Annotated in this window: 15 protein-coding genes; 8 read left to right on the forward strand and 7 right to left on the reverse strand. The window is 51.6% G+C overall.

All coding sequences use genetic code 11. The annotated features are described in order from the left end of the window. Nucleotides 1–55: 55 nt before the first annotated feature. Together GUC46_RS16035 and GUC46_RS16040 are read right to left on the reverse strand one after the other, a co-directional pair. On the reverse strand, nt 56–1,489 hold the full coding sequence (locus GUC46_RS16035) for an anion permease (protein WP_061548837.1): 1,434 nt from the start codon (nt 1,487–1,489) through the stop codon (nt 56–58). 82 nt (nt 1,490–1,571) lie between these two features. Then, a complete protein-coding gene (locus tag GUC46_RS16040; RefSeq protein ID WP_061548838.1) occupies nt 1,572–2,624 on the reverse strand; it encodes a 4-oxalomesaconate tautomerase in 1,053 nt (350 codons plus the stop codon). Between the two features lie 178 nt (nt 2,625–2,802). Between GUC46_RS16040 and GUC46_RS16045 the strand changes: the two genes are divergently transcribed. Then, entirely contained in the window at nt 2,803–3,753 is a 951-nt protein-coding gene (locus GUC46_RS16045; protein ID WP_044712630.1) for a LysR family transcriptional regulator, read from the forward strand. 57 nt (nt 3,754–3,810) lie between these two features. Here GUC46_RS16045 and pgl read toward each other — a convergent pair whose 3' ends face one another. After that, entirely contained in the window at nt 3,811–4,806 is a 996-nt protein-coding gene (pgl, locus tag GUC46_RS16050; RefSeq protein WP_003023041.1) for a 6-phosphogluconolactonase, read from the reverse strand. A gap of 165 nt (nt 4,807–4,971) precedes the next feature. Here pgl and GUC46_RS16055 point away from each other — a divergent pair, with 165 nt between their 5' ends. Continuing rightward, nucleotides 4,972–5,790, forward strand: coding sequence for a pyridoxal phosphatase (locus GUC46_RS16055; protein ID WP_003845370.1), 819 nt, complete (start codon nt 4,972–4,974; stop codon nt 5,788–5,790). Here GUC46_RS16055 and modC read toward each other — a convergent pair whose 3' ends face one another. The 4 genes from modC to GUC46_RS16075 form a co-directional block, all read right to left on the reverse strand. Next, nucleotides 5,791–6,849 carry a molybdenum ABC transporter ATP-binding protein ModC gene (modC, locus tag GUC46_RS16060; protein ID WP_003837092.1) on the reverse strand — a complete coding sequence of 353 codons (1,059 nt, stop codon included), beginning with the start codon at nt 6,847–6,849 and terminating at the stop codon, nt 5,791–5,793. Between the two features lie 2 nt (nt 6,850–6,851). Continuing rightward, nucleotides 6,852–7,541 (reverse strand): molybdate ABC transporter permease subunit, encoded by a 690-nt coding sequence (gene modB, locus GUC46_RS16065; RefSeq protein ID WP_003023032.1) that lies wholly within the window; start codon nt 7,539–7,541, stop codon nt 6,852–6,854. After that, on the reverse strand, nt 7,541–8,314 hold the full coding sequence (gene modA / locus GUC46_RS16070; RefSeq protein WP_046669886.1) for a molybdate ABC transporter substrate-binding protein: 774 nt from the start codon (nt 8,312–8,314) through the stop codon (nt 7,541–7,543). The genes modB and modA overlap by 1 nt, the downstream gene beginning before the upstream one ends. Nucleotides 8,315–8,513: 199 nt before the next feature. Further along, the gene (locus GUC46_RS16075) at nt 8,514–8,663 is read right to left on the reverse strand and encodes an AcrZ family multidrug efflux pump-associated protein (RefSeq protein WP_003023026.1); all 150 of its coding nucleotides are present in this window, start codon (nt 8,661–8,663) and stop codon (nt 8,514–8,516) included. 130 nt (nt 8,664–8,793) lie between these two features. Here GUC46_RS16075 and modE point away from each other — a divergent pair, with 130 nt between their 5' ends. The 6 genes from modE (at nt 8,794) to galM (ending at nt 15,598) form a co-directional block, all read left to right on the forward strand. Next, the gene (gene modE / locus GUC46_RS16080) at nt 8,794–9,582 is read left to right on the forward strand and encodes a molybdenum-dependent transcriptional regulator (RefSeq protein WP_003023018.1); all 789 of its coding nucleotides are present in this window, start codon (nt 8,794–8,796) and stop codon (nt 9,580–9,582) included. Between the two features lie 67 nt (nt 9,583–9,649). Further along, a complete protein-coding gene (modF, locus tag GUC46_RS16085) occupies nt 9,650–11,122 on the forward strand; it encodes a molybdate ABC transporter ATP-binding protein ModF (protein WP_058842498.1) in 1,473 nt (490 codons plus the stop codon). A 217-nt stretch (nt 11,123–11,339) separates the two neighbouring features. Continuing rightward, nucleotides 11,340–12,356 (forward strand): UDP-glucose 4-epimerase GalE, encoded by a 1,017-nt coding sequence (galE, locus tag GUC46_RS16090; RefSeq protein WP_003837100.1) that lies wholly within the window; start codon nt 11,340–11,342, stop codon nt 12,354–12,356. A 9-nt stretch (nt 12,357–12,365) separates the two neighbouring features. Continuing rightward, nucleotides 12,366–13,412, forward strand: coding sequence for a galactose-1-phosphate uridylyltransferase (gene galT / locus GUC46_RS16095; RefSeq protein WP_003837102.1), 1,047 nt, complete (start codon nt 12,366–12,368; stop codon nt 13,410–13,412). Between the two features lie 3 nt (nt 13,413–13,415). Beyond that, nucleotides 13,416–14,564 (forward strand): galactokinase, encoded by a 1,149-nt coding sequence (gene galK, locus GUC46_RS16100; protein WP_130714862.1) that lies wholly within the window; start codon nt 13,416–13,418, stop codon nt 14,562–14,564. Continuing rightward, nucleotides 14,558–15,598, forward strand: a complete 1,041-nt coding sequence (gene galM / locus GUC46_RS16105) for a galactose-1-epimerase (RefSeq protein ID WP_057102181.1) — start codon at nt 14,558–14,560, stop codon at nt 15,596–15,598. Before galK ends, galM begins: the two co-directional genes overlap by 7 nt. Nucleotides 15,599–15,782 lie beyond the last annotated feature (184 nt).

The following is a 15,782-nucleotide window of genomic DNA, read 5'->3' on the forward strand; positions in this document are numbered from 1 at the left end:
CTGGGGTGAGCGAGCGCAGCCAACGCACATGCAACTTGAAGTATGACGGGTATAGTTAGAGCATGTTCCAGCCAATCAACATATTCCACCACCAAAGACCCAGCGTAATATGGACGAGGAACGTCAAGAACGTCAGCATTGCGCCGACCAGCCACCACGATTTGATGTCGTTATATCCAACGCCAAAAATAACCGGTCCCGCGGCGCCGCCATAATGGGTAACCATACCGCCGTAAGAGTTAGAAAAGAGTAATGCCAATGCAGTTAACATCAGTGGTGCACCAGAAACGTTCGCCAGCATGGCAAATACCGGCATCATTGCCACAATATAGGCGCTGCCAGAGGCAAAGAAATAACGAACAATAATGCTCAAAAAGAGAATAACAAAGAACGCAACGTTGCCGTGGTTACCAAAGTCGAGGTTATTCTTGAAGAGTTCGGCTAACCAATCGAAGAATTTCACTTTCGATAACAGCGAACTCAAACCGATAATACCGCCGTACCAGATTAAGGTATTCCAGCCGCCCTTATTTTTAACCACATCATCCCAGGTGACTACGCCAAACAAAAGCATCGTACCCATTACTACAATGGCAACCGTTGATTCATCAACGCCGAGAGTTTTACTAAAGATCCATCCTAATAGCGCGAGGACGAAAATGCCCAGCAGCATTTTTTCGCGCCCTTTCATTGGCCCTAAATCCTGAAGCCCGGCTTTGGCGATAGTTTTGTTATCAACCTTTTTAATTTCAGGTGGATACATAAAATAGATGACTAAAGGCGTTACCAACAGCATAACCAGTCCAGGCAAAGCAGCTGCAAGAGCCCATCCTCCCCAGCTTAGTTGTAACTGACAGATATCGTTGATCATCTTCAATGCCAGAATGTTTCCTGCCATCGCAGTAAAAAACATATAGCTGGTCGTTTTAGTGACCATATACACCGTCATCATCAGGTAGTGGCCGACGCGGCGGGGGCTCTTGTCCGGCTCAGAGCCTAGCGCCACCGCCACGCTATTGATGATGGGCAAGACAATGCCTCCCGCACGCGCAGTATTTGACGGTGTTGCCGGGGCTAATACCAGGTCAAGAAATACGGTCACGTAGCCCAGGCCAAGCGTGGTGTTACCTATTTTACCAATCAGAATATAGGCAATTCGCTTGCCCAGTCCCGTCGTCACAAAAGCAGCGCTTAAAGTAAACGCGGAGAACACCAGCCATGTCGTACCGGAAGCATAGCCACTCAGCACGCTGCTGGTTTTAAGTACGCCGCTGCCTAAATTTCCGACAACCACCATTGAAGCGGCAACAGCAATCAATAATACCACCGGTTCAGGAAACGGTTTGATCACCAGCCCGACAATGGCTGCGAGATAAATACCAAATAGCACCCAGGCCAGTTCACTTAATCCTGCCGGTGCTGGCATAAGTCCTATAATGCAAGGGATGGCCAATATTAATATTAGCTTCCATAATGATTTAACGTTCATTTTGGGGTCCAGAATAATCTGTACAAGCTATACAGAATGTTTTTCGATTTTCCATAATCACATCGACATGTGGCCAATGCTGTCAGGGAAGATAAACATCACCGGCGAATATTTTTCTGGCGGTGCGAATAACCGAAGCTCTGATAGTTTCAGGCTCATCCCCTTCATTGGTTAAATAAATATCAAGAGCGCCACCTGGATGTTCGATAGTGATATTCCCGTAATGCGCGCCTGCCGTTACCTGACGCGTAACGGTACCGTTAATGGCGCAACTGCTGGCGATCGCTATCGCCCCGGTAATTGCCAGTGCTTTATGGCAAGAATGCGGCATAAAATAGCGAACATTAATTGCGCCATCGTGCTGAGGTGCCGAGATGAGAATAGGTTTAGGGATAACCTTATTACTGACATTTCCCAGGCCCATAGCTTCACCGGCCTGTAAACGAATAGACTCGATGCGCGCCAATAATTCGCGGTCTGCATCTAAATCTTGCGCGGATTCATAACCCGTTTTCCCCAGGTATTCGGCAGGAATAATTACGACAGGTGTCGCCATATCCATACAGGTCACGGGAACGGAGTTGATATAATCGATGTGTTGGCCCGTTGGAAAAATATGCCCGGTTTTAGAACCTGCAGCATTCAGGAATGTCAATGCAATCGGGGCCGATGTTCCCGGGACACCGTCAATTCTTGCTGTTCCTTCATACTCAACAACGCCGTTTGGTGTCTGTATATCAGCTTCGATAAACGTGTTGGTGTTTACATTGCGAATACGAACGCGGGTGGTCGGCGTTGCGGCATTAATTAATCCCTTTTCGATAGCAAACGCGCCAACGGCGGAAAGCATATTGCCGCAGTTCGGCGTGGTATCGACCCGTTGCTCATGCACCAATACCTGAGCAAATAAATAATCGATATCAGCTTTCGGGTCGTTTGAACGACTAATGATCGCTACTTTGCTGGTTAACGGATTGCCACCACCAATGCCGTCTATTTCCAGCGAATTGCCAGAACCCATAATTTTAATCAATACTTCATCACGCAGTTTTTCTTCTTGCGGTAGATCTTGTGCTAATAAAAATGCGCCCCTGGAGGTTCCTCCGCGCATCATAACGCAAGGTATTTTTTTCATGATTATGCTCTCGATATTATTTTCACTATGTACATGGTTGCATGTCATGATTAGGGTGACTAATGACTTCATTTTCGTGATTAGTGATTTATTTTTATTAATTAAAAGTTATGAATTGCAGATACACTGAACACTTTCATCTTAGACAGGGGCTTCCCCGATTTAGTCCGGAGTCAGAATGAAACACGAATTATCAAGCATGAAGGCGTTTGTCACACTGGCAGAGTCCGATTCTTTTAACAATGCCGCCAAGTTACTTAATATTACGCAACCTGCATTAACACGCAGGATTAAAAAAATGGAAGAGTATTTACACACTCAACTCTTTGAAAGAACAACTCGCAAAGTCACATTAACAAAAGCGGGAAAAATGCTTTTACCTGAAGCCAGAGAATTAATCAGGGCATTAGATGAAACTATTTTTAATATTAGCGATGTGAATGTTCATCATCATGGCATAGTGACATTATCCTGTATTCCTACCGCAGTTTTCTATTTCTTGCCGTTGGCAATAGGAAAATTTAATGAGCGGTATCCCAATATCAAAGTGCGAATTATTGAACAAGGTACGAATAATTGTATGGAATCCGTACTTTGCAATGAGGCTGATTTTGGAATAAATATGAACAACATCACAAATTCCTCTATCGAGTTCACTCCACTGGTTAATGAACCGTTTGTTCTGGCCTGTCGGCGCGATCATCCACTCGCCAATAAACAGTTGGTGGAGTGGCAGGAATTGCTGAATTACAAATTGATAGGCGTTCGCTCCTCAAGCGGTAACCGATTATTGATTGAACAACATTTGGCCGATAAACCGTGGAAGTTGAACTGGTTTTACGAGGTTCGTCATCTGTCCACTTCGCTGGGTCTGGTTGAAGCTGGACTGGGCGTTTCCGCGTTACCAGGGTTAGCAATGCCGCAAACGCCGCATCCCACCCTGACAGGTATCCCACTGGTTGAGCCTGTTATTAGACGCACGCTGGGAGTTATTCGGCGTAAAGACGCTATTCTCTCACCTCCCGCTCAACGTTTCTTCTCTCTTCTGCTTAATTTATGGGCAGATGACAAAGACTGTCTTTGGACATCCGTTGCTGAACGTCATGAAAATTTACCGCTTGTTGAATGAACATAAAAAAATCCGCAATCTTCAAAAGATTGCGGATCGTTTGTAACACCTGACGTTTTAGTACGCGTTAACCACCACCCACATCGGGCCTTGTCCTACCGCGTAACGACCGTTCTCTGTCAACAGTCCTTGTTCGCCTGCAATCTTATACACCGCGATATGGTGCGATTTTTGCCCGGCGGCAATCAGGTATTTTCCGCTGTGATCGATATTAAAACCACGTGGCTGAGTTTCGGTAGGCTGGAAACCCTCTTTAGTCAGTACGCTACCGTCTTCAGACACGCTAAAGACCGTAATCAGGCTGGCGGTGCGATCACAGGCATACAGATGACGCCCATCAGGTGTGATATGAATATCTGCTGCCCAACGGGTATCAGCGAAATCTGCAGGCATCATATCCAGCGTCTGCACACACTCAATTTTGCCGTACGGATCTTTCAGCTCCCAGACATCAACAGAGCTGTTCAGCTCGTTCACACAGTAGGCATATTGCTTATTCGGATGGAACGCCATATGACGCGGGCCCGCGCCTTCCACGGTAGTCACTTCAGCCGGTTCCTGCGCGACCAGATGGCCATCATCGCTTACGTCAAACAGGCAGATACGATCCTGTTTCAACGCCGGAACCCACAAAGTACGGTTATCCGGAGAGATGTTGGCTGAGTGGCAACCATCCAGGCCCTCAACCACGTCAACCAGTTCCACCGGCAGGCCATCTTCCAGACGCGTGACGCTCACGCTGCCAGCGTTATAAGAACCCACAAACACGAAACGTCCCTGATGATCGGTAGAAATATGCGTCGGGCTACCCGGCAGCGCAGACTCTGCCGCGAAGGTCAGCGCACCGTCATCAGGCGCAATACGATAAGCCAACACGCGAAACTCCGGGCGCACGCCAACATAGAGGTAACGCTTATCCGGGCTGACGACCATCGGCTGTACCTGACCCGGCACATCAACCACCTGTGTCAGCGTCAGAGAACCATCGTGATTCAGGCTCCAGACGTGGATTTGCTGACTTTCAGGGCTGGCGGTATAAACGGTTTGCTTCATGAATACTCCTTTGCTTTTTGGCAGGTGGCTGCAATTGCCTGACACACGCCTAAGGTAGACGCTTTTAACGGTGAATGCTTAATTAAGGCTCAGAATTTTGTCCGGCTCCCGTCTCGGTGTACCATTCCAACAGACATAATTCTCAACCTTAATCTGGATAAACCTATGACCGCACGCGTGATTGCCCTGGATTTAGACGGTACCCTCTTGACCCCGAAAAAAACCTTGCTGCCATCCTCTCTCGAAGCGCTCTCGCGCGCCAGAGAAGCAGGCTACCAACTTATCATTGTCACAGGTCGCCATCACGTTGCTATTCATCCTTTTTATCAGGCACTGGCGCTGGATACACCTGCAATTTGCTGTAACGGTACCTATTTGTATGATTATCAAGCAAAAAAGGTGCTGGAATCCGATCCCCTTCCGGTAGACCAGGCATTACAGCTGATCGAAATGCTGGATGAACATCAGATCCACGGGCTGATGTATGTGGATGAGGCCATGCTGTATGAGCGCCCTACCGGGCATGTAGTGCGTACTGCTAACTGGGCACAAACGCTGCCGCCGGAACAGCGCCCGACCTTCACCCAGGTTCCTTCGCTGGCGCAGGCGGCGCATGACGTTAACGCCGTCTGGAAATTTGCTCTGACCGACGAAGATATTCCGAAACTGCAGCAGTTTGGCCGGTATGTCGAGCAACAACTGGGGCTGGAGTGTGAATGGTCCTGGCACGATCAGGTCGACATTGCCCGTAAAGGCAACAGTAAAGGACGACGCTTGACCCAGTGGATAGAAGCACAGGGCGGGTCAATGGAAAACGTGATTGCCTTTGGCGATAACTTTAACGATATCAGCATGCTGGAAGCCGCAGGCACTGGCGTGGCGATGGGCAACGCGGATGACGCGGTCAAAGCCCGCGCCAACATCGTGATTGGTGATAACACCACCGACAGCATCGCGAAATTTATCTACTCTCACCTGCTGTAATCAGGCGGTAATCGATACGCTCTTAATTTGCGCGTACAGCCACAGGCCAGGTTTGATACCCAGTTCATCCCTGGCCCATGGGCTGATCTTCGCCCACAGCGTTTTACCGCCCACCTCAAGCTGAACTTCCACCTGACCGTTATCGTCATAGCATTGCGCGACTTTTGCCCGGAGAACATTACGAATACTGGTCTGTTGCGGCGGTTGCAGTACCAATGAAACATCAGAGGCCTGAATACGAATACGCAGCGCGGTTTGCAGCGGTTGTTCCAGCTTGTTGACCCACAGATGCTGATCGCCAAGCGCCAGCGCGGTCATCGCGTAGTGTGGATGATGTTCCAGCACGCTGACTTTCAGAATACTGCTTTGCTGTTCCTTAGGCAGCCAGGGGTGCATCACGCTGCTGCCCCAGACATCTTCCAACGAACCAAACGCTTTGACCTGCCCGTTTTCCAGCACCATCACTTTATCTGCCAGGTGCAAAATCTCATCAAGCGAGTGGCTGACGTACAGCATCGGAATATTAATTTCCCGCGCCAGGCGTTGCAGATAAGGCAGCAGTTCGCGTTTACGCGGTATATCCAGAGAGGCTAACGGCTCATCAAGCAGCAATAACTCAGGCGCGGTCAGCAGCGCCCGACCGATGGCGACACGCTGCTTTTCACCGCCAGAAAGACCGCCTGGCAGACGGTCAAGCAGCGGTTCAATGCCCAACAACGCCACCAGCTTATCAAACTGTCCGGCCATGCTTTTCGCCATTCCGTAACGCAGGTTGCCGCGCACTTTATAGTGCGGGAACAGGCGCGCATCCTGGAAAACATAGCCCACCCGGCGTTTTTCCGGCGTTAAACAGATACCGTTCTCGACGTCGTTTAAGACCCGACCGTTGAGCACGATGCGCCCGGACTGCGGCTGCGTCAGACCACTGATGGCGTTAATCAGTGAGGTTTTGCCCGCACCGGAAACGCCAAAAATAGCGGTGATGCCGCTCGCTGGCAGCGTTTCGTTGAGCGTCAGACAATGCGTCCCCAGCGTCTGGGAGAAATTAAGTTCAAGCATGATTATCGCCCCGTCCGCTCACGGCTAATACGCGCCAGCCATTCAGAAATCAGCAGCGAAATCAGCGCCAACACAATTGAAATGATACATAACCTCGCCGCCGCGCTTTCGCCGCCGGGAGTTTGGATCAGGGTATACATCGCCGAAGGAATGGTGCGGGTTTCACCAGGAATATTGGAAACAAAGGTAATGGTTGCACCAAATTCCCCAAGGGAACGCGCAAACGCCAGCACCGTACCAACAATAATGCCGGGCAGCATCAGCGGTAACGTAATGGTCATAAAGACGCGCCAGCGTCCGGCTCCCAGTGTGCGGGCCGCCTGCTCCAGCTTGACGTCGACACCTTCCAGCGCCAAACGAATAGCCCGCACCATGAGCGGGAAGGACATCACCGCAGCGGCCAGCACCGCCCCACGCCAGCTAAAGGCAAAAGTGATGCCAAACCAGTCGTACAGCCATTCGCCAATGAATCCGCGCCGTCCCATAGAGACCAACAGCAGATACCCCACCACCACAGGCGGCAGAACCAGCGGCAAATGCAGTACGCTGTCGAGCAGCGCTTTGCCTGGGAACTTGCATCGCACCAGTAGCCAGGCAAAGAAGATCCCAAATGGCAGACTAAACAACACGGCCAGGGAAGAAACTTTCAGGCTCAGTATAACGGCCTGCCATTCAGGATCGGTCAGTATCATTACTTGGTCGTAAATCCATAACGTTTAAAGATTTCAGCAGCCTGCGGTCCTTTCAGGTAATCATAGAACGCGCTAACCGTTGCGTTTTTGTGCCCATCAACAATCGCGATAGGGTATTCCACTTTTTTGTGCGAATCTTCCGGGAAGGTCGCCACAACTTTTACGCCCTTGCTGGCGACGGCGTCAGAACCATAGACGATCCCCAGCGGCGCTTCGTTACGCTCTACCAGCGCCAGCGCACCGCGCACGTCTTCAGCAGGAGCCAGTTTCGGGGCCAGGGTATCCCATGCACCCAGTTTTTGCAGCGCTTCTTTGGCATAAATGCCTGCCGGAACATGTTCCGGATCGCCAACAGCCAGGCGTCCACCGTTCAACAGACTGGTCCAGTTGGTTTTGCTGTCGATGGTGAAGTCTTTCTGTACGCTGGCTTTCGGCGCCACCACCACCAGGCTGTTACCCAACAGCGTTTCACGCGTTGCGGTATCAATCGACTTCTTGTCTACCGCGTAGTCCATCCATTTCTGATCGGCAGAAATAAACAGATCGGCCGGTGCGCCTGCTTCAATCTGACGCGCCAGTGTGGAAGAAGAAGCAAAAGAGGAGACAACATCAACGTTCTTCTCTTTTTTATATTGCGTTGCAATGTCCTGCATCGCGTTGGTCAGCGAAGCCGCTGCGAAAACGGTAATCTTTCCTTCATCCGCCAGCGCATGTCCGGCAACAGTAAGAGAAAGAGTTGCCCCTGCAAACAAGCGTAACCATGTACGTGCCATCTGTAACTCCTTTGCGTTTCGTTATGTAGGCGCAAATATAACGAGTAAACCAGGATTTTCCCAGTGGTTATTGATACCAATTAGAGGTTACACAAAGAAAATATCGGCAGGGAAAGTAGGATCTTGAGAAACTGTAGCGAGAGAAAACGAGTAGGAAGGCAAAAAATATAAACGCCCGACTGAGCGGGCGTTTGGGGAATCAATGATTCTGTCTGGACTGGTCTTTCTGACCGATACCGGAGAAAATGTTGAACACTTCACCCAGTCCGTAAATCAGACCCAGAATGATGGCCATTACCACAGGTACCATGATTACGGCGAATACCAGACTTTTCAATAACTCTAACATGGTCAACTCCAGATATAGTCCTTAGTTGTATTCTAACCACATAACGCAGAAAAGCACTCCCCTTTTGTGCGGTCGGCTTTGCTCAGGCACGGTTTTCCGTCACAATACCCTTTTTTGCCAGGAGCTTGTGATGCAGGCCGAAATCCTTCTTACGCTGAAACTTCAGCAAAAACTGTTTGCTGATCCCCGTCGCATTTCTCTGCTTAAGCACATTGCGCTTTCCGGTTCCATCAGTCAGGGCGCGAAGGATGCAGGTATCAGCTACAAAAGCGCCTGGGATGCGATTAACGAAATGAACCAGCTCAGCGAGCAGACGCTGGTTGAACGTGCCACAGGCGGTAAAGGCGGCGGTGGCGCGGTGTTAACGCGCTATGGCCAACGTTTAATCCAGTTATATGATTTACTGGCGCAAATCCAACAAAAAGCTTTTGATGTTTTGAGCGATGACGATGCGCTACCGCTCAACAGCCTGCTGGCAGCTATCTCGCGTTTTTCACTGCAAACCAGCGCCCGTAACCAGTGGTTTGGCACTATTACCGCTCGCGACCACGATCAGGTCCAGCAGCATGTTGACGTCCTGCTGGCCGATGGCGAAACGCGCCTGAAAGTGGCAATCACTGCGCAAAGCGGTGAGCGTCTGGGTCTTGAGGAAGGCAAAGAAGTACTGATTCTGCTGAAAGCGCCGTGGGTGGGAATCACTCAGGACGACGCCATCGCTCAGGCTGCCGATAACCAGTTGCAGGGCACGATTAGCCATATTGAACGCGGTGCGGAACAGTGTGAAGTGCTGATGACGTTGCCAGATGGCCAGACGCTCTGCGCGACGTTGCCGATAGATCAGACCCACACATTAACTGAAGGCGCTAACGTCACAGCATATTTTAATGCTGATAGAGTGATTATCGCCACGCTGTGCTGAGTTGATTGACATCAGCCCTAAGAACACGTATCCCTGTTATTCATCGCTGCAAATAATGGGATACAAAATGTCATCGTTGCAAATTTCGCAAGGTATATTTCGTCTTAGCGACACAAAAACGCTCCAGTTAAATGCGTTGACGTTAAACGCGGGTGATAGCTGGGCGTTTGTTGGATCTAATGGTAGCGGGAAATCTGCGCTGGCCCGCGCGCTGGCGGGCGAGTTGCCGCTCCTGAAAGGCGAACGCCGCTGCCAGTTCACACGTATTACCCGACTCTCCTTTGAGCAGCTCCAAAAGCTGGTCAGCGACGAGTGGCAGCGGAACAACACCGACCTTCTTAGTCCCGGTGAAGACGACACAGGGCGCACCACCGCAGAAATCATTCAGGATGAGGTCAACGATCCCGCTCGCTGCGCTGCGCTGGCGCAGCAGTTTGGCATTTCAGCCCTACTCAACAGGCGTTTCAAATACCTTTCCACCGGTGAAACACGCAAAACTCTGCTCTGCCAGGCATTAATGTCCACGCCAGATTTGCTGATCCTTGATGAACCCTTTGACGGGCTGGACGTCGCGTCCCGCCGCCAGTTAGCAGAACTGCTCGATGAGCTACACCAGGCCGGTTTAACGCTGGTACTGGTGCTTAATCGCTTTGATGAAATTCCCGAATTCGTGCAGTTTGCCGGCGTGCTTGCCGATTGCACACTGACGGAAACCGGCGCAAAAATCGACCTTCTGCAACAGGCATTAATCGCTCAGCTTGCCCATAGCGAGCGGCTGGAAGGCATCCAGTTACCTGAGCCGGATGAGCCTTCAGTACGCCACACATTGTCAGATAACGAGCCGCGCATTGTGCTTAACGATGGCACCGTCTCATATAACGATCGCCCTATCCTGCATCATCTGAGCTGGCGGGTAAATCCGGGGGAACACTGGCAAATCGTCGGCCCCAACGGTGCGGGGAAATCAACCCTGCTCAGTTTAATCACCGGCGATCATCCCCAGGGATATAGCAACGACCTGACCCTGTTTGGCCGACGCCGGGGCAGCGGTGAAACTATCTGGGATATCAAAAAACACATTGGCTATGTCAGCAGCAGCCTGCATTTGGATTACCGGGTAAGTACAACAGTTCGCAACGTTATTCTCTCCGGTTATTTCGATTCAATCGGCATTTATCAGGCCGTCTCCGACAGGCAGCACAAGCTGGTACAGCAGTGGCTGGATATTCTTGGCATCGATAAACGTACCGCGGATGCGCCATTTCATAGTCTTTCCTGGGGACAACAGCGGCTGGCATTGATTGTTCGTGCTCTGGTGAAACATCCTACATTGCTGATCCTCGATGAACCCTTGCAAGGATTAGATCCGCTCAACCGCCAACTGATCCGTCGGTTTGTGGATGTCCTGATCGGTGAAGGCGAAACTCAGCTTTTGTTCGTCTCTCATCACGCCGAAGATGCCCCGGCCTGCATTACCCATCGGCTAGAGTTTGTACCCGAGGGAGATATCTACGGCTATCGACAAACTTCTCTGCGTTAATTTTCATGCCAGGGCGTTTATCACGCCCTTTTTTCTGCTTTTTTTTCAGACAATCGCTGTAATAACAACCTAACATAATGATTTATAATAAATTAACTAGCAGCGTCGAGTGAAAATCCCGGAGTGTAAACGATTCCACTAATTTATTCCGTGTCACACTTTTCGCATCTTTGTTATGCTATGGTTATTGCATACCATAGGCTTAACGGAGCGAATTATGAGAGTATTGGTTACAGGTGGTAGCGGTTACATTGGAAGCCACACTTGCGTGCAGTTGCTGAAAAACGGTCACGAGGTGGTGATCCTGGATAATCTCTGCAACAGCAAGCGCAGCGTACTGCCCGTCATTGAGCGTTTAGGCGGCAAGCATCCGACCTTCGTGGAAGGAGACATCCGTAACGAAGCGCTGATAACCGAAATTCTGCACGATCATGCCATTGATACGGTCATCCATTTTGCCGGTTTAAAAGCCGTTGGAGAATCCGTTGCCAAGCCGCTGGAGTACTATGACAACAACGTCAACGGCACTCTGCGTCTGGTGAATGCAATGCGCGCAGCCAACGTGAAAAACTTCATTTTCAGCTCCTCCGCGACCGTCTATGGCGATCAGCCGCAAATTCCTTACGTTGAAAGCTTCCCCACCGGCACGCCACAAAGTCCGTACGGCAAAAGCAAGCTGATGGTGGAACAGATCCTGACCGATCTGCAAAAAGCTCAGCCCGACTGGAGCATTGCCCTGCTGCGCTACTTTAACCCTGTTGGCGCTCATCCGTCAGGAGATATGGGGGAAGATCCGCAAGGTATTCCAAACAACCTGATGCCTTACATCGCGCAGGTTGCCGTTGGCCGCCGCGAGTCTCTTGCCATATTTGGCAATGACTACCCTACTGAAGATGGCACCGGCGTACGCGACTACATCCATGTGATGGATCTCGCCGACGGCCACGTTGCCGCCATGGAAAAACTGGCAGGCATTCAGGGTGTGCATATTTATAACCTCGGTGCAGGCATCGGCAGCAGCGTGCTGGACGTGGTCCACGCCTTCAGCAAAGCCTGTGGTAAACCGGTGAATTACCACTTCGCCCCGCGCCGTGAAGGCGATCTTCCGGCCTACTGGGCTGATGCCAGCAAAGCCGATCGCGAGCTCAACTGGCGCGTGACCCGCACATTGGATGAAATGGCACAAGATACCTGGCACTGGCAGTCACGCCACCCACAGGGATATTCGGATTAAGGACCAATCATGACGCAATTCAATCCTGTCGATCATCCACACCGCCGTTTTAACCCGCTCACCGGGCAGTGGATTCTCGTATCACCGCATCGCGCCAAACGCCCGTGGCAAGGGGCGCAGGAAACTCCGTCTAAGCAGGTACTACCTGCACATGACCCGGACTGCTTCCTGTGCGCTGGCAATACGCGCGTTACCGGCGACAAAAACCCGGATTACACCGGGACCTATGTCTTTACCAATGACTTTGCGGCGTTGATGTCCGATACCCCGGACGCGCCGGACAGTCACGATCCGTTGATGCGCTGCCAGAGCGCGCGCGGTACCAGCCGCGTGATTTGCTTCTCACCCGATCACAGCAAAACGTTGCCGGAACTCAGCGTCCCTGCACTGACAGAAATCGTAAAAACGTGGCAGGAGCAGACCGAAGACTTAGGGAAAACCTATCCCTGGGTGCAGGTATTTGAGAATAAAGGCGCAGCGATGGGGTGCTCGAACCCGCACCCACACGGACAAATTTGGGCCAACAGCTTTTTGCCTAACGAAGCCGAACGTGAAGATCGCCTGCAGAAAGCGTACTTCGCCGAACAAGGCGCGCCAATGCTCGTTGATTACGTCCAGCGCGAACTGGCGGACGGCAGTCGTACGGTCGTAGAAACCGAGCACTGGCTGGCGGTTGTGCCTTACTGGGCCGCGTGGCCGTTCGAAACGCTGCTGCTGCCGAAAGCGCATGTGCTGCGTATTACCGATTTGAGCGACGAACAGCGTGCTGACCTGGCGCTGGCGTTGAAAAAACTGACCAGTCGTTACGACAATCTGTTCCAGTGTTCATTCCCCTACTCCATGGGCTGGCACGGCGCACCGTTTAACGGTGAAGAAAACCAACACTGGCAGTTGCATGCACACTTTTATCCGCCGCTGCTGCGTTCCGCGACTGTGCGTAAATTTATGGTCGGATATGAAATGCTGGCAGAAACCCAGCGCGACCTGACGGCAGAACAAGCGGCTGAACGACTGCGTGCGGTCAGCGACATCCATTTTCGCGAATCCGGAGTTTAAATAATGAGTCTGAAAGAAAAAACACAATCTCTGTTTGCAGAAACATTTGGCTACCCTGCCACCCATACTATTCAGGCACCGGGTCGTGTAAACCTGATCGGCGAGCATACCGATTATAACGACGGCTTCGTTCTGCCTTGCGCCATCGACTATCAAACCGTTATCAGTTGTGCGGCACGCGACGATCGAAAAGTCCGCGTGATCGCCGCTGATTACGACAATCAGATTGATGAGTTCTCGCTTGATGCGCCGATTATCGCCCACGACAGCCAGCAGTGGTCAAACTACGTGCGTGGCGTAGTGAAACATCTGCAAAAGCACAATAACACCTTTGGCGGTGCTGATCTGGTGATCAGCGGTAACGTCCCACAGGGCGCGGGGTTAAGTTCTTCTGCCTCGCTGGAAGTCGCTGTGGGTACGGTATTCCAGCAGCTCTATCATCTGCCGCTCGACGGCGCGCAGATTGCCCTGAACGGTCAGGAAGCTGAAAACCAGTTTGTCGGCTGTAACTGCGGCATTATGGATCAGTTGATCTCGGCACTTGGTAAGAAAGATCATGCGCTACTGATCGACTGCCGAACGCTTGGCACCAAAGCAGTTTCTATGCCTGAGGGCGTAGCGGTGGTGATCATCAACAGTAACTTTAAACGTACGCTAGTCGGTAGCGAATACAACACCCGTCGCGAACAGTGTGAAACCGGCGCTCGTTTCTTCCAGCAGCCAGCGCTGCGTGATGTTAACCTTGAAGCGTTTAACGCCGTCGCCCACGAATTGGATCCGATCGTCGCCAAACGCGTTCGCCACGTGATCACGGAAAATGCGCGTACCGTTGAAGCAGCACAGGCGCTGGAAAAAGGCGACCTGCTGCGTATGGGCCAACTGATGGCGGAATCTCACGCCTCAATGCGCGATGACTTTGAAATTACCGTGCCGCAAATTGATACGCTGGTTGAGATTGTCAAAGCGACCATTAGCGATAAAGGCGGTGTACGCATGACCGGCGGCGGCTTCGGCGGCTGTATAGTGGCGCTGATCCCGCAAGATTTGGTGCCAGCCGTACAGCAAGCTGTCGCTGAGCAGTACGAAGCAAAAACTGGAATTAAAGAAACATTCTACGTCTGCAAACCTTCTCAAGGAGCCGGACAATGTTAAACGAAATCCCCGTGCAGGCTCCGGACGGTCAGCCGTTTCGCCTGCTCACCCTGCGCAATGACGCAGGGATGGTGGTCACGCTGATGGATTGGGGCGCGACCCTACTCTCTGCGCGTATTCCGCTCAGCGATGGTAGCGTGCGCGAAGCATTACTCGGTTGCGCCAGCCCGGAACAATACCCGGAACAGGCTGCATTTCTGGGGGCTTCGATTGGTCGCTACGCTAATCGTATCGCCAACAGCCGTTATACCTTTGCTGGCGAAACCGTTGAATTAATACCAAGTCAGGGCGACAACCAGCTGCACGGCGGGCCGGACGGTTTCGACAAACGTCGCTGGCAGATAGTCAATCAAAATGACCGCCAGGTGCTGTTCGCCTTAACGTCCGACGATGGCGATCAGGGCTTCCCTGGCCATCTTTGCGCTACCGTGCAGTATCGCCTGACTGACGATAATCGTATTTCGATAACCTACCGCGCCACGGTCGATAAGCCCTGCCCGGTGAATCTGACGAATCACGTTTATTTCAACCTCGACGGTGACAAAACGGATGTGCGCCAACACAAGCTGCAAATCCTCGCCGACGAGTACTTGCCGGTTGATGAAATGGGCATCCCGCACGACGGACTGAAATCCGTCGCTGGTAGCACTTTCGATTTCCGTACGCCTAAGATCATCAGCAGTGAATTTCTTGCCGATGACGATCAGCGTAAGGTAAAAGGTTACGATCACGCCTTCCTGCTCCAGGCACAGGGCAATACGCATACGCCGGTCGCTCGACTGTGGTCCCAGGATGAAAAACTGCAGATGGAGGTCTACACCTCCGCCCCGGCATTACAGTTTTATTCCGGGAATTTCCTCGGCGGTACGCCATCCCGTGGTCCTGATGCCTACGCCGACTGGCAAGGTCTGGCACTGGAAAGCGAGTTCCTGCCGGACAGCCCGAACCATCCGGAATGGCCGCAGCCAGACTGCTTCCTGCGTCCTGGCGAAGAGTATGCCAGCGTGACGGAATACCGGTTTATTCCAGCCTAATCGTTCCCCCTCCCAGGCCCGATGACGTAACGTATCGGGCCTGTTGCTTGTTTATCACAGTAGAACCGCTCAAATCCCCACCGTTCAAAGACAAAATCGCAACCTTGAGTTCACAAGAACCTTACACTGTGGCGCTATTTTCGCTATGGTTATGCGTAAGGATTGCCGCTGACGCATTACGGCA

Source organism: Citrobacter sp. LUTT5, from assembly GCF_009905315.1.
Classification (GTDB): domain Bacteria; phylum Pseudomonadota; class Gammaproteobacteria; order Enterobacterales; family Enterobacteriaceae; genus Citrobacter; species Citrobacter freundii.